The sequence below is a fragment of the Acetobacterium sp. genome (genome assembly GCF_030652775.1).
Classification (GTDB): domain Bacteria; phylum Bacillota; class Clostridia; order Eubacteriales; family Eubacteriaceae; genus Acetobacterium.
Window position 1 is genome coordinate 78,305 of the sequence record NZ_JAUSPS010000010.1, and the last position, 14,506, is coordinate 92,810.

11 protein-coding genes are annotated in these 14,506 nt (G+C 47.2%); 7 read left to right on the forward strand and 4 right to left on the reverse strand.

Translation table 11 applies throughout. The annotated features are described in order from the left end of the window. Nucleotides 1–12 precede the first annotated feature (12 nt). The 5 genes from Q7J41_RS01580 (at nucleotide 13) to Q7J41_RS01600 (ending at nucleotide 8,159) form a co-directional block, all read left to right on the forward strand. Entirely contained in the window at nucleotides 13–2,880 is a 2,868-nt protein-coding gene (locus Q7J41_RS01580) for a methyl-accepting chemotaxis protein (protein WP_304884588.1), read from the forward strand. Between the two features lie 271 nt (nucleotides 2,881–3,151). Continuing rightward, nucleotides 3,152–3,838 carry a response regulator transcription factor gene (locus tag Q7J41_RS01585; protein WP_304884589.1) on the forward strand — a complete coding sequence of 229 codons (687 nt, stop codon included), beginning with the start codon at nucleotides 3,152–3,154 and terminating at the stop codon, nucleotides 3,836–3,838. Then, nucleotides 3,825–4,814, forward strand: coding sequence for a sensor histidine kinase KdpD (locus tag Q7J41_RS01590; protein ID WP_304884591.1), 990 nt, complete (start codon nucleotides 3,825–3,827; stop codon nucleotides 4,812–4,814). Before Q7J41_RS01585 ends, Q7J41_RS01590 begins: the two co-directional genes overlap by 14 nt. Nucleotides 4,815–4,896: 82 nt before the next feature. Further along, nucleotides 4,897–5,580, forward strand: a complete 684-nt coding sequence (locus tag Q7J41_RS01595) for an ABC transporter ATP-binding protein (protein ID WP_304884593.1) — start codon at nucleotides 4,897–4,899, stop codon at nucleotides 5,578–5,580. Beyond that, entirely contained in the window at nucleotides 5,577–8,159 is a 2,583-nt protein-coding gene (locus Q7J41_RS01600; protein ID WP_304884595.1) for an ABC transporter permease, read from the forward strand. Before Q7J41_RS01595 ends, Q7J41_RS01600 begins: the two co-directional genes overlap by 4 nt. A gap of 152 nt (nucleotides 8,160–8,311) precedes the next feature. Here the strand turns inward: Q7J41_RS01600 and Q7J41_RS01605 are convergent, their stop codons facing one another. After that, nucleotides 8,312–8,803, reverse strand: coding sequence for a prolyl-tRNA synthetase associated domain-containing protein (locus tag Q7J41_RS01605; RefSeq protein WP_304884597.1), 492 nt, complete (start codon nucleotides 8,801–8,803; stop codon nucleotides 8,312–8,314). 477 nt (nucleotides 8,804–9,280) lie between these two features. On the opposite strand from Q7J41_RS01605, the gene Q7J41_RS01610 reads away from it, so the two are divergent. Together Q7J41_RS01610 and rsgA are read left to right on the forward strand one after the other, a co-directional pair. Next, nucleotides 9,281–9,697, forward strand: coding sequence for an RNHCP domain-containing protein (locus tag Q7J41_RS01610; RefSeq protein ID WP_304884599.1), 417 nt, complete (start codon nucleotides 9,281–9,283; stop codon nucleotides 9,695–9,697). After that, nucleotides 9,684–10,742 (forward strand): ribosome small subunit-dependent GTPase A, encoded by a 1,059-nt coding sequence (gene rsgA, locus Q7J41_RS01615; protein WP_304884601.1) that lies wholly within the window; start codon nucleotides 9,684–9,686, stop codon nucleotides 10,740–10,742. Before Q7J41_RS01610 ends, rsgA begins: the two co-directional genes overlap by 14 nt. 173 nt (nucleotides 10,743–10,915) lie before the next feature. On the opposite strand, the gene Q7J41_RS01620 is transcribed toward rsgA, so the two are convergent. The 3 genes from Q7J41_RS01620 to Q7J41_RS01630 form a co-directional block, all read right to left on the reverse strand. Next, the gene (locus Q7J41_RS01620) at nucleotides 10,916–12,814 is read right to left on the reverse strand and encodes an oleate hydratase (RefSeq protein WP_370650970.1); all 1,899 of its coding nucleotides are present in this window, start codon (nucleotides 12,812–12,814) and stop codon (nucleotides 10,916–10,918) included. A 206-nt stretch (nucleotides 12,815–13,020) separates the two neighbouring features. Next, nucleotides 13,021–13,587 carry a TetR/AcrR family transcriptional regulator gene (locus Q7J41_RS01625; RefSeq protein ID WP_304884606.1) on the reverse strand — a complete coding sequence of 189 codons (567 nt, stop codon included), beginning with the start codon at nucleotides 13,585–13,587 and terminating at the stop codon, nucleotides 13,021–13,023. Nucleotides 13,588–13,780: 193 nt separating this feature from the next. Further along, nucleotides 13,781–14,503 (reverse strand): ABC transporter ATP-binding protein, encoded by a 723-nt coding sequence (locus Q7J41_RS01630; protein WP_304884608.1) that lies wholly within the window; start codon nucleotides 14,501–14,503, stop codon nucleotides 13,781–13,783. Between the last annotated feature and the right edge of the window lie 3 nt (nucleotides 14,504–14,506).

Genomic DNA, 14,506 nt, shown 5'->3' on the forward strand with positions numbered 1-14,506 from the left:
GAGATTATAAGAATGAAATGGTTTTATAACATGAAGATCAGAACAAAGCTTTTAGCCGGATTTATGCTGGTAACAGTCCTCGTTGGTATTATCGGCTATGTGGGGATCACAAATATAAAAGCGTTGGATACATCCAGCACGAAACTTTATGAACACGTGACGCTGCCAACCTCGGATAGTGGGAATATGGGTATTGAGTTCGGGAAGATCAATAGCTACATCAGAGATATGATCATTGCCGATGATCCCGCAATCATTGCGGCAACTGGCGATAAAATCGCTGCGAGCCGTGAACAAATCACCCAACTATCGGAATCCTTTGAACAGAATATTCTCGATGATGAGATGGCGCAACTGTATCAGCAGTTCATCGATTCCCGAAAGGTTTATGCGACCGAGTTGGAAGCAGTAATGGCCTTGGCTCGCCAGAATCAGGACGAAGAAGCGCTTGCCCGGATCGCAACTACCGGGGTCGTCGGGATTGCCTCGCAGGCCGAACAGGATGCCCTGGAAAAAATCCACGATATGACTGTGGAGGATGGCAAAGAACTGTCCGAGGGCAATCACAATCAGACAAACAACGTCGTGACCACCATGACGGCCTTGATGGCGATCGGCGTTCTGATGGCTCTGTCCCTAGGTTTTTTTCTCAGTTTAGTCATCAGTCGGTTGCTTAAAAAAGCGGAATATATGATCAAAGAAATGCGGCTGGGGCATTTGGGTGCGCGGCTGAATATGAACAGCCGTGATGAAATCGGCCAGATGGCCATGGCCATGGATGGACTGGCCGATGATCTACAGAATGTAGTGATTGCGACCATGAACCAGATTTCCGAAGGCGATGTTTCGGCGACGATTGAAGTCAAAGATGACCAGGACGAAATCTCCCCCGCACTTATAAAGACCATCGCAACCATCCGGGATCTGATTAGTGAATCAACCATGCTGTCGCAAGCCGCCGTGGAAGGACGTCTGGACACACGCGGTACGGCCGATGCCTTTAACGGCGGGTTTAAAGAAATCGTTGGCGGAGTCAATGCGATGCTGGGTGCCCTGGTTGGCTACATCGATGTCATGCCCAACCCGGTTTTAATCATTGATAATGACTTTAACATTCTCTATTTGAATGATTCAGCGGCTCAGGTTGTGGGACTTGCCAAAAATGAAGCCCTCGGTCAGCCGTGTCACAGTCTTTTTAAGACATCCGATTGCCATTCGGAAAATTGTGCCTGCACCAGAGCGATGCGTACCGGTAATAAAGCAACCAGCGAAACGGATGCGCACCCAAATGGTTTAGATCTCGATATTTCTTATACCGGGGTGCCAATTACCGATCATTCCGGGAATATTATTGGCGCGATGGAATTTATCACCGATCTGACGGCCATCCGCACAGAAGAACGGCGGATGATAAAAATATCGGATTATCAGCAACATGAAACACAAAAGCTGGTGACCGAACTCACCAAACTTTCCCAGGGGAATACCGATGTTGTAATTGATCTTGCCGACTGTGACGCCGATACTCAGACGACCTATGAGACCTTCCAGATTATTGGCGACGCCGTCAGTCAATGTGTGGCATCGATCAAGGCACTGGTTCAAGACGTTGGAATGCTGGCGCAGGCCGGTATCGCCGGAAACCTCGATACCCGGGCGGATATCAGCAAACATCAGGGTGATTTTGCTCGGATTGTTGATGGTGTCAACGCCACGCTTGATGCCGTGGTGGCACCGGTTCAGGAAGCATCAGCGATCCTAAACGAACTGGCTCAGGGAAACCTCGACACCGGGATGGTGGGCTCTTATCAGGGTGATTATACTATTATCAAGGACAATATGAATCAAACCGTCGACTTCCTCAAACGCTATGTTAGTGAAATCACCACTACCTTAGAAGAAATCGGCCGGGGGAACCTCGATCAGCACATCACTGCCGACTATCTGGGCGACTTCCAGGCCATCAAAACAGCCCTGAACGACATCACCGCCAATCTCAGTGCCACCCTATCCGACATTAATATTGCCGCCAGTCAGGTTGAAATCGGCTCCCAGCAGATTTCCGATGGTGGTCAGGCCTTGTCCCAGGGTACCACCGAACAGGCCAGTGCGATCCAGCAACTGACCGCTTCCATTGAAGAAGTCGCCGCCGAAACTAAGAAAAATGCCATCAGAGCCAATGATGCCAATGACCTGGCCTTACAGGTTCGAAGTAATGCAAAAGTGGGCAATGATCAGATGAATAAAATGGTCACCGCCATGGTGGACATTAACGACTCTTCAAAAAGCATTTCCAAGATCATCAAAGTCATCGATGATATCGCCTTCCAGACCAATATTCTGGCTCTGAACGCCGCCGTTGAAGCCGCCCGGGCAGGCCAGCATGGCAAGGGCTTTGCGGTAGTTGCCGAAGAAGTAAGAAGCCTGGCCGCCCGCAGTGCCGAAGCCGCCAAGGAAACGACCGGTCTGATTGAAGGATCCATTGACAGGGTCAACGCCGGCACAAAAATTGCCGATCAGACCGAAGAAAGCCTCAAAGAGATTTTAAATCAAATCCAAAAAGTGACCGATCTGGTCGGTAGTATCGCCCAGGCCTCTAACGACCAGGCCACTGAAATCACCCAAATCAACAGGGGCATCGAACAGGTATCCAAGGTCGTTCAAACCAACTCGGCCACCGCCGAAGAAAGCGCCGCCGCCAGTGAAGAGCTTTCCGGCCAGGCTGAAATGCTCAAACAAATGGTGGAAGCTTTTAAAACCAAGGATTCAAGTACATCACGTTCAATCAGAAAAGAAACAGCTTTCCAACCCGTAAAAACAACCAGATTACGTTCGTCCGAAGTTACGATCAATTTGGATGATGACATCGACAAATACTAACCGGACATCACATTTGATGTCAGAGGATAATCAGAAAAAAAAACGAACTTTGAGTCGCTGTTTTTTTATTGGTAAGATTTTCTTGTCCGATTTTTTATCCCGGGTTTCGCGTAACCGAGTCGGCAGGACGCAAAAATTATCCCCAACCGTTTTTTTCTGTCACGTTCACCATGGTTTTTCGGTGTTTGATAGCGTCACAATGGGACGCTTGAATATTTTCGTCAAAAGAAATACAATATAAACGCAGTAAAATTAAGGATGGTGAAAATAAATGAAACGGATATTTTTGGTTGAGGACGATCAGGCCATCGCTAAAAACCTGATCCTGTTGCTTCGTGCGGAGGGATTTACCGTCACTCACGCCCCGACCCGTGGTGACGCCCTGGCCGCCCTTGACGGGAATAAATTTGACCTGGCGCTGGTTGATATTTCTTTGCCTGACGGAAATGGCTTTGCGGTTTGCACCGAAATAAAAGCAACCGGGGATATTCCGGTTATCTTTCTAACCGCTTCCGGCGATGAAGCGAGTGTTGTTACCGGCCTGAACATGGGCGCCGACGACTATATCACCAAGCCGTTTCGGCCCCGGGAATTGATTGCGCGCATTGGCACCGCCCTACGCAAAAGCGGGCGTTCGCCAGCGGCTTTTGAAATTCGCAATCTTCATGTTGATACCGCCAGCGGCCTGGTGAAAAAAAACGGCAACGAGGTTTTTCTCTCAGCACTAGAATATCGCTTGCTTTTGGTGTTTATCAGCAGCCCTAAAAGTATTATCACGAGGGGTAGGCTGCTTGACGAATTGTGGGATGCGGCGGGCGAGTTTGTCAACGACAATACCTTAACCGTGTACATCAAACGCTTGCGGGAGAAGATTGAGACCGACCCCGCCAGCCCGCAAATCATTCTGACCGTTCGCGGGACGGGCTATCGATTGGGTGGGGACGATGTTGCGGAATAAAGAGTTTCGGCAATTTGCTCTTGTGTTCGCCTTAATCACCGCCGTTACGGTGATGCTGGGCTTTGCCATCAATATGGCGGCGGGAATCCTTGCCACCGCTGCTGCCGCCGCCTTTGGCTCCGCGTTTTTCGCGTTTACCAAAGCCCGCTACCAAAGCCTAGCACAGATTTCTAATCAAATCGATCGGGTCCTTCATAATGTTGACAACCTGTATATTGGTGAATCGGACGAGGGCGAACTTTCTATTTTACACAGCGAGATAACTAAAATGACGCTGCGCATTCGGGAGCAAAACGACGCCTTGAAAAAAGAGAAGGAGCATCTGGCCAATTCACTGGCCGACATCGCCCACCAACTTCGCACCCCGCTGACATCCGTAAATCTGATTCTGTCATTGTTAGCGAATAACCCTGATAAAAACGAGCGGCAAGCCTTTCTGCGGGAGACCGAGGAATTGCTGCAGCAGATGGATTGGCTGCTTACTTCCCTACTCAAATTATCCCGCCTGGATGCCGGCATTGTGGTGTTCCAAAGCGAGCCGATCGATGTTAACAACTTGATCGGTGCTGCGCTGCGCCCGCTGCTAATCCCAATCGAACTGCACGATATTGATGTACAAGTAGAGGTTCCGAAAGGGCTAATGATCCCGGGTGATTCCGGTTGGCTTTCGGAAGCGCTTCAAAACATCCTCAAAAATTGCATTGATAGCATTGGCGCAAGCGGGAAAATTGAGATTTTCTGCCGGGACAACCCACTGTATACCGAGATGACCATCCATGATAGCGGCGCGGGTTTTGACTTAGCCGATTTACCCTGCCTGTTTGACCGCTTTTATCGTGGCAAAAACCAAAGCGCCACTGGATACGGGATTGGCCTGGCGCTCTGCAAGATGATTATCACCCGGCAGGGCGGGACGATTATCGCCAAAAATCATCCCCAGGGCGGCGCGATCTTTGCCATTCGTTTCTCAAAGTGACGGATCTCTCACCTGAAAGTCACAACGATGTAAGTTGAAACTGCTATTATATGGGTAAACCATGAGAAAGGAGACTCACATAATGGAGTTTTTAAAAATTGAAAATTTATGCAAGGTCTACGGCAAGGACGAAAACCAGGTTACCGCCCTGGATCATGTTTCGCTGACAATAAAAAAGGGGGAGTTTACCGCGATCATCGGCTCCTCCGGATCTGGAAAATCGACACTGCTGCACATCATCGGCGGTGTCGACGTGCCAACCAGCGGCAAGGTGTTTTTAGACGGCCAGGATGTCTATGCCCAAAACAATGAAAAACTGGCCATTTTCCGGCGACGGCAGGTTGGCCTGATTTACCAGTTTCACAACCTTATTCCGACCCTGAACGTAGTTGAAAACATCACCCTGCCGATCCTGATGGACAAGCGCAAGGTCAACGCCGAACGGCTGAATGACTTGCTGGAACTGCTGGGGCTTAAAGACCGTAAAACGCATTTACCCAATCAGCTTTCGGGCGGTCAGCAACAGCGGGTTTCGATCGGACGGGCGTTGATGAACGCCCCGGCGCTGATGCTGGCCGACGAACCCACGGGCAGTTTGGACAGCCGGAATGGCCATGAAATTATCAAACTGCTGAAATTAAGCAATCAAAAATATCATCAGACTCTGCTGCTCGTCACCCATGACGAAAATATCGCCCTGCAGGCCGACCGCATTATCGGCATCTCAGACGGTAAAGTCGTAAGAGATGAACGGGTACGGCCATGAATATTTTTCACAAAATCACCCTGCAAAGCATGATAAAAAGCCGTACCCGAACGATTGTCACAATTATCGGCGTGGTTCTGTCGGCCGCCATGATCACGGCCGTCGCGACCTTTGGCGTTTCGCTGCTTTCCTATCTCGCCAACGGTGCGGCCCAGAAATACGGCGATTGGCATGTCGAGTTTTTTGACATCCCAGCTGCTTTTGCCCAGGAACGCAGCCACGACGCGGGCGTCGCTAACACCGCGGCCTTTGAAAATATCGGCTACGCCACCCTTGACGGCGGTAAAAACCCGGACAAGCCCTATCTTTTTATCGCTGGATTCAGTCCCGAAGCCTTTGATACCTTGTCGATCAACCTGATTTCCGGCCGGCTGCCGGAAAACAGCGGGGAGATTCTTGTTTCGGGGAGCGTCGCCGCCAACGGCGGCGTTAAATTTGCGGTCGGTGACACGCTTTCACTGGCTGTCGGCAACCGCATCAGTGACAACGAAAATCTCGGTCAACACGACCCATACACTGCCGGGAATGAAACGCTAGTACCACAAGACCAGCGAACTTACACGGTTGTCGGCCTCTACCAACGGCCCGGCTTTGAGGAATCGACCGCACCGGGATATACCTTAATCACCAAAGCCGATCCCCAAGATCAAGCAGATAGCGCAAGCGTCTTTGTCACACTTAAAAACCCCCGCAGTGTCCAGGCTTACGCCAGCAGCGCCGCCGGAGCAGAGTCTTATGTCTTCAACGATAACGTGCTGCGCTTCATGGGTCTTTCAGACGATAACATCTTCAACTTATTTTTATACACGGTTGGCGGCATTTTGGTCGCCATCATCATGATCGGCTCAATTTTTCTGATTTATAACGCCTTCAACATCTCGCTGAATGAACGTACCCGACAGTTCGGAATTCTTTCGTCGGTGGGTGCCACCGCCAAGCAACTGCGAAATTCGGTACTGTTTGAGGGGCTTTGCATTGGTGCGGTCGGCATCCCGATTGGCATTTTGGTCGGCCTCGGCAGTATCAGCCTGGTGATTTCCATTGTCGCCAAAAATTTTGGCAACGTCATGTACAGTAACGTCCCGTTAACCTTGACCGTATCGATCCCTGTCATTGTCGTTGCGGCAGCGGTGAGCATGGTTACGATTCTGATTTCGGCCTATATTCCCGCCCGGAAGGCTGCCAATACACCTGTGATGGAGAGCATTCGCCAGACCAATGCGATCAAAATTGAATCCCAGGCTGTCAAAACTTCAAAATTGGCCCTGCGACTATACGGTTTGGAGGGAACCCTGGCACTCAAGAATTTTAAGCGCAACAAGAAAGGCTATCGCAGCATTGTCCTGTCGCTTGCTCTAAGCATCGTCCTGTTCGTCTCGGCCAGCGCTTTTGTAACCGATATGAAACAGGCGGCCGAGCGGTCAGTCGCCTTTACAACCTATGACATTGGCTTTGCCACCCAGGATATGGACGATCGCGAAATGCTACTGCTTTACGACAAACTAAAAACTGCCGACAATGTTTATGAAAGCTCGTATCAAGCGCTGATGAAGTATTCATGTGTTGCCAAAGCAAGTGATCTTTCCGACGATTATTGGGTAACCGCGGGTTCACCTGCGCCGGACGAAACGGTTAATCTGCCTATGGACCTCCAGTTTCTTGATGACACCACCTATCTGAATATGCTAAACAACTTAGGCTTACCGGCCGCGGACTATACCGGGGCAAATGCGAAAATGATCGCCGTTGCCAAAATGCCTGGCCAGGACAATCAGATGTGGGAGGTTGATCAGCTTAGTGATCTGTTTGCGTGTTCTTCTCTGAATCTCACCATTGCTCCCGAAACAAATGGCGAGCCAAGAACGGAACCGGGGCAAAACGTCAGCGTCACCTTTGTCGAGACGGTACCACCAGATACCCTCCCGATCCCGGGAAACAGCGGGTCGAAAACTCCGTTCTTTTTTAGGGTAATGGCCCCTTATTCGCTCAAAGCGCAGTTTGAAACCGCTGATTCTGATGTGGCTGTTAAGGGCTTGACCTTTCGCTCAACGAATCCCACTCCGTCGACGGCTGAAATGGAAACGATGATTCAGGGTGCCGGAATTACAGCCGATCACACCCTCTACAATACCTATAAAATGCTTGACGAAAGCCGCAATTACATCTTCATTGCCAATGTGTTTGCTTATACGTTTATCATGATGATTTCGCTGATTGCAGTGGCCAATGTGTTCAACACGATTTCCACCAATATCAAGCTGCGCCGGCGGGAGCTTGCGATGCTCCGCTCAGTGGGGATGTCCGACCGGGATTTCCAAAAGATGATGAATTTTGAGTGTGCCTTTTATGGACTGCGGGCGTTGCTTTTCGGGCTTCCCAGCGCGGCCATCGCTTCCTGGCTGATTTACAAAGGGATGGTTCTCGGCGGGACCGACAATATCGATTTTGTGTTCCCCTGGGGCAGTATGGCCATCAGCGTGTTCAGCGTGCTCTTTGTGGTATTTATTACAATGCTATATGCTGTTAGCAAGATCAAAAAGGAAAATATCATTGATGCCCTGCGGGATGATATGACGTGATTCAAAATAAAAAAGAGTCTGTGGAATTGGGGTTGAGTGATTCGTAATCGCCCCGAAAGGTACTGTAGAACTCAAAAAAACACAAAGGCATAACAAGCGAATCACCCCCTTTGTCATACCTTATCACAAATTCTCTCGGAGCTATTTTTTACTTAGACGAGATTAATCATCTCAACTGAACGCCCGTGATCCCGCAACAGCTCAATCAGGTCCGCTGTTTTCAACCACACCGTCATCGTATTTTCATTGGGATGAATCGCAATTAAGCGATTATTAAAGCGTGCGTCAATAAAAACTTTAACGTTTTTGTTCTTGTCATTTAAAACCCCAAATGGTGTGACTGAACCCTTTTCCAGTCCCATTATTTCCTGCAAATCCTTTTCGGAAGCAAAGCTGAGGCGCCGCGAGCCAATTATTTCCCGCAGCTTTTTGAGATCGATTGGCTTTTCTTCTTGGACCGAAACCAAATAGAAATGCTGCTTTTTATCATCCCGAACAAATAAATTTTTGGCAATACAATCAGCGTCAGGCAAATTTAGTTTTTTCATTTCATCAATGGTATATACCGCTTCGTGTTCAACCCGCTGATAAGAAATCTTCGTCTCATCCAGCAACTCCAGTACTGCTTGCTTATTGACAAACATGATGGTTCACCTTCCTTTTTGATCGCAGTTGATCTTTATCGATGAGCTGATTTTACCACAAAACAGTAGCACGATAAGCTGTTTTTTGATTTATGCCTTGTTTTCAGTTGTGATGTGCCCCAGCCGTGCAAATTACGGCAGCATTCCTCAAGAAATTGTTCCCTTCATAATTAAGAACAGCAACTCAGCAGATCCAGCCAGTTCCAGAAAATACTTGAAAATAACGGTTGAAAGCATTAGAATAAGGATGTGCAATCGACTGAGATAAACAGCATTTGATCAGCGCCTTGTTTAGAAGTCGCGCTGTCAAATACTCCGTTTATCATCCTGTCTTGTTTGCATTGATCGACAGATTGAAAGGAGTTTTTATGTTAAAACAAAATAAAGCAGAGAGTGTGGCAGACCGGGAGGTTTGCAAAATCTAATCTCTGCAAAACCTCCCGCATTGTATCCAACATACTTTCAGGAGGAAAAATAATGAAATATTCAAATAGAGAAAAAAACGTTTATCAGCGTCAACCCTGTCAGGAGAGTTTCTTCTGCCAGAATTGTGGCCGTGTCGTTTCATTTACCGGTGCCGGAACCAAACACCGTAATCATTGTCCCCATTGTCTGTTCAGTCTTCATGTTGATATTTTACCCGGTGACCGCTCAGCCAATTGCAGTGGTCTGATGGAACCGATCAGCGTCTGGATTCGCAAGAATCAGGAATGGGCAATTATTCATCGCTGTCGCCGCTGTGGGCAGCTTAGCTCCAACCGAATTGCCGCCGATGACAACCCTCTTAAACTAATGTCCATCGCCGTAGCCCCTTTGGCCAGTCCACCCTTCCCTCTGGAAGAAATGACACAGGTCCTAACTAGCGCCACAGGTGACAACAATGAGCAGGATTGATTTGGACGGGTACGGTTTAAGCGCATCCTTGCGTTTGGAAGCCGCTCAATATCCGGAACTTTTTGTCGCCCGCATTCTGTCTCAGTCCAAGGGGATTTACCGGATTATTTCGGAACAGGGCGAATTTTTCGCCGAATTGTCGGGCCGGCTGCGCTACGAAACGATTGAGGCCGCCAATTTTCCGGCTGTCGGTGATTTTGTGATGCTCGATCGTCCCTCCGGAGACCAGGGTCATGGCATTATTCACCATCAGCTGACCCGCAAAAGCGTCTTTATTCGCAAAGCTGCCGGATCATCCAGTCAGGCGCAGGTGATCGCCGCTAATATCGATTCCATCTTTATCTGCATGTCCGTCAACAACGATTTTAATCTGCGTCGGCTGGAGCGCTATTTGAGTCTGGTCTGGGAAAGCGGCGCAACCCCGGTAGTCGTCCTGACCAAAATCGACTTGACTGATGATCTGCTGGCCAAATGCCGAGCGGCTGCAGCAATCGCCATCGGCGTTGATATCCTCGGTATTTCAACCCTGCAAAATGAAGGCTTTCAGGATCTCATGGCCTATTTGTCAGCAGGTCAGACAGTCGCTCTACTCGGCTCATCTGGGGTTGGAAAATCAACCCTGATCAATTGGCTAAGCGGTACCCAACTCTTTAATACCCAGATGATCAGAAATGATGACAGGGGCCGTCATACCACCACAAGACGAGAATTGATCCGGTTAGCCGATGGTGGCATGCTGATCGATACCCCGGGTATGCGTGAAATTGGCATGCTTGATGTTAACACCGGCTTTGATCAAACTTTTCGTGATGTGGAAACTCACCTCAATTCTTGCCGTTTTCGCAACTGCACGCACACAAACGAGCCCGGTTGCGGAATCGCAACTGCTATTAAAACAGGACAGTTATCTGCCCAACGCTGGCAGGCCTATCAGAAGCTGACCGACGAAAACGACTATTTCGAAAACAAAGCGGCCTTCTTAAAAAAGAAGAAGGAAAAATTCTATCAGATCGCCTGTGCGAACCGAAACAATAAAAAACAGTGATATCGTCAAGAATCTGACCACCACGCTGGTGCAGGATTTTGAAGGTGCCACTGCTTACTTATAATTACGATAAGGGCCTGATCCTTGCGCATTGCGATGCAAAGATCAGGCCCTTTTTCTTGATGACCGGGTAATTTTTAAATCATATTGCAGCGTTTTTTTCTGATCGGAACTTAAAGCATCTCGTCTTTTAAAACATCATGGTCTCTTAGTACTTTTTCAATCACGGTTCCTTTTGTAAAATGAATGATTGGTTTTTTTATCAGATTTAGAGGGCCCGGCAGTTTAATTTCCAATGGTGATTTTCCATCCATCAGTTTAACACTGCTGTCAAGCAGCTCTCTGATATCATAAACACTCCCCCACACTTCCGGCACACCTCTGTCAACCCCAAGCAAACCATAGACCGATTCCATTGCGGTTCTTACTGAATACTCGGTTGTAAAGACGGTATCTCTGGGGGTTTCGGCAAACTGACCCAGAAAAGCAAAATTAACACAGCCTTCCGGAATAACATCCGGTCGGTCCCCTTTGGTTCTTGGCATAAAAAAAGCGGTAATATAAGGCATCATGGTTGGCACACAGACGGCACTGTTTTCAGCCAGTTCATCAATTTGATTGACCGGCACACCCAAATGATACAACCATTCTTTAGTAATTTCTTTGCCGGTACAATCTTTCATTGGTTTTTTTATGTAATCTCCCGGTACATCTGAGAATAGGCCATAGACCCATACACACACTTTGTTTTTATCCTGTTCCTTGAACTGTCCTTGTCTGTTAATGGTCCAGCTGAGCAGCCATGACGAATCCATACAGCTTACAATCCCACCGGTTACAACTTTACCGCTTTTAGGATCTCTCTTACAGATATTAGTGAGATATGGCATTATTTTATCATCTAAGGTTGTGATCGTTGCTGATTCCCAATTTGTTTTCTTGATATCGGAGCAGAACTTTTCCGGATGTCCAAACACCGGATCCTGCTGGGCGATGTTTTTCCACAGGCTCCAGCTGCCACTTGTTCTCACTTCGGCATCCCCGTTTGGCGCATGATTCTGGTCGCCGTAAATTGTTCCTTCGGTACAGCTTCCGTTTGTCACAAATACCAAATCATTTTCTGTCAGCACCAGCCCTTTCTCAACCCCGTTTACGTTATATTCAATTGCTTTGGCGACCTTTTTATTTTCAGCGATCTCAAAGATGACATTGGTTACTTCGGTGTTGAATTCAAAGTTAACGCCGGCTGTTTCCAGATATTTCTGCATTGGTAGAATCAATGATTCATATTGATTGAATTTGGTAAATTTCAAAGCGCTAAAATCTGGTAAACCGGCAATATGATGAATAAATCGTTGAAAATACAGTTTCATCTCCAGCGCACTGTGCCAGTTCTCAAAGGCAAACATCGTTCGCCAGTAAAGCCAGAACGTGGAAGCGAACACCTCTTCATCAAATACATCCTCAATGGTTTTGTCATATAAATCTTCATCCTTTGTCATGAAGAGTTTCATGATTTCCATGCAGCCCTTCTGACTTAAGTTAAATTTCCCATCTGTCTGGGCATCAACGCCCTGATTTCTGGTGGCACGGCACAATGAATAATTGGGATCTTCTTTGTTTAACCAATAAAATTCATCCAAAACTGAGGCGCCCGGGATTTCAAGGGACGGAATACTGCGAAACAAATCCCACAGACACTCGAAATGGTTTTCCATTTCCCGGCCTCCCCGCATCACATATCCTCTGGTCGGATCTTCAATTCCATCACAGGCCCCACCGGCGATGTCCATTGCCTCCAGAACATGAATGTGCGAGCCCGGCATTTGTCCATCCCGAACCAGAAAACAAGCTGTTGCCAGTGCCGCTAAGCCACTACCGACAATGTAGGCGTTTTTTTCTTCAACCCCTTCCGGTTTTTTTGGGGTTGCAAAAGCTTCGTAATTACCATTGGTATAATAGATCCCCTTACTATTTTTTTGATGTTTCCCACGTTCTGTGTTCCGGTAATTAGAATCCTGGGGTATTTGCTTTTTCTCGTTATTTTTTATCAGCTTGTTTTTTACCACCATTGCGGTTACGCCAGCGCCAGCCACTGCCACTGTTGCCAATCCGACTTTCACTTTTTTATTTGCCATTAAATTATCCTGCCTTTCATCACGCTTCAACGCTAATAGGTTTTTTCTTTATGGTAAGACTTTTTTAATGACTTATCAATTTACAAAACAGGCAGAATGATAAAAAACTGATCACTCTGCCTGTTTTGATAAAAAGATACTCATGCATGACGTTTGGCTGCGAAATTTTGAATTGAATTGGCAATATTGCCGCTGAGGGTTGTACTCATTTTTTCAACTATGGCATTCGGATCCACGTTCATACCATTTTTAATCCAATCCAGCATCATTCCCACAAAACCGTATTTGTAAAACTCGGCGATAAAATTCATCTCTGCCTCGGTAATTGACGTATTCTGGGCCTGTTCTTTAACCACCCCTTCCAGGAGTCCATAGGTTAACTGATATAAATAATTTTCTATCTGCGCTCTGCTCACCGAACGATAAACATTCAAGATAAAGGGTTTGTTCTCTAAAACCGCTTCAAACAGCTGCAGCAGACCTTCCTGCCAGGTATGATATGTTTTTTTCCCCTGCAAAGCTCTTTTTCCATCTTCTTCACAGCTCCATTCCACTAAATCGTATATGTCTTTAAAATGGTAGTAGAATGTCATTCTGCTAATTCCGCAATCCGTTGCCAGATCACTAATTGTAATCTTGTCGAATGGTTTTATGAGTAATAGTTTTTTTAAAGACACTTCCAAATCTGCTTTTGTAGAATTTGACATAATCTGTCCCTTCTGTTCTGTAATGTTTTAAACCGTTCTTTGTTTATGTATTTTCTTATTGATCCATCAAAAAATCCATACATAATCATTTTGTTCACTTCCATCATCATACATCAAAATTAGCCTAATACGACATGACGCAGATCTCGAACTTTTCCTTTGCCAGGCCCAGAAACAGCAGACCCTGCATCCATTACAAGTGCACCTCTTTAAGCCAGTTGCCGAGTTCAAATTCCGAACCGCTGCCGTTTCTGAGATCCTTACTGGCCGCAATCTGACCATCCCGTATGTAAAGGACTTTTTTGGCTTTTGCTGCGACTCTGGGGTCGTGAGTAACGATCATGATTGTCATCCCCTCATTGTTCAGTTCTTCTAATATTTCCAAAACCTGTTCTGTCGCCTCCGAATTCAGGGCCCCTGTCGGTTCATCCAGAAAAAGGATATCTGGTTTGTTAATCATCGCCCGGCAAATCGATGCTCGCTGTAACTGACCTCCGGAAACTTCCTTAATATCACGATTTTCGATTCCGCTAATCTCCATCCGCCCCATCAGTTCCGATGCGCGTTTTCTGATTTTCTCTGGCAGCTCTTTTTTAGCGACAAGTCCCGGCAAAATAATATTATCATAAATCGACAGATTTTTCAGCATTTGGGCATTCTGAAAAACAAAGCCCATCTTAGTCAGTCTGAATCTGGACAATTCCCGTTCCCGTAACTCGCTGATATTTACCCCTTCAAAGATAACCTGCCCGGCACTGATATTGTCCATTCCGCTGACGCTGTATAGCAGTGTTGACTTTCCCGAACCGGAGGCCCCCATCACGGCCGTAAAATCGCCTTTTTCGATTTCAAACGAGACATCATTTAATACTTTTGTGTCCTTAAAAGACTTACTGATCCCTTCAATATTTATCATTTT

Coding starts and splice junctions, on each gene's coding strand:
- Q7J41_RS01580 (WP_304884588.1), top strand. CDS start 13: ATGAAATGGTTTTATAACATGAAGATCAGAACAAAGCTTTTAGCCGGA.
- Q7J41_RS01585 (WP_304884589.1), top strand. CDS start 3,152: ATGAAACGGATATTTTTGGTTGAGGACGATCAGGCCATCGCTAAAAAC.
- Q7J41_RS01590 (WP_304884591.1), top strand. CDS start 3,825: ATGTTGCGGAATAAAGAGTTTCGGCAATTTGCTCTTGTGTTCGCCTTA.
- Q7J41_RS01595 (WP_304884593.1), top strand. CDS start 4,897: ATGGAGTTTTTAAAAATTGAAAATTTATGCAAGGTCTACGGCAAGGAC.
- Q7J41_RS01600 (WP_304884595.1), top strand. CDS start 5,577: ATGAATATTTTTCACAAAATCACCCTGCAAAGCATGATAAAAAGCCGT.
- Q7J41_RS01605 (WP_304884597.1), bottom strand. CDS start 8,803: ATGTTTGTCAATAAGCAAGCAGTACTGGAGTTGCTGGATGAGACGAAG.
- Q7J41_RS01610 (WP_304884599.1), top strand. CDS start 9,281: ATGAAATATTCAAATAGAGAAAAAAACGTTTATCAGCGTCAACCCTGT.
- rsgA (WP_304884601.1), top strand. CDS start 9,684: ATGAGCAGGATTGATTTGGACGGGTACGGTTTAAGCGCATCCTTGCGT.
- Q7J41_RS01620 (WP_370650970.1), bottom strand. CDS start 12,814: ATGGTGGTAAAAAACAAGCTGATAAAAAATAACGAGAAAAAGCAAATA.
- Q7J41_RS01625 (WP_304884606.1), bottom strand. CDS start 13,587: ATGTCAAATTCTACAAAAGCAGATTTGGAAGTGTCTTTAAAAAAACTA.
- Q7J41_RS01630 (WP_304884608.1), bottom strand. CDS start 14,503: ATGATAAATATTGAAGGGATCAGTAAGTCTTTTAAGGACACAAAAGTA.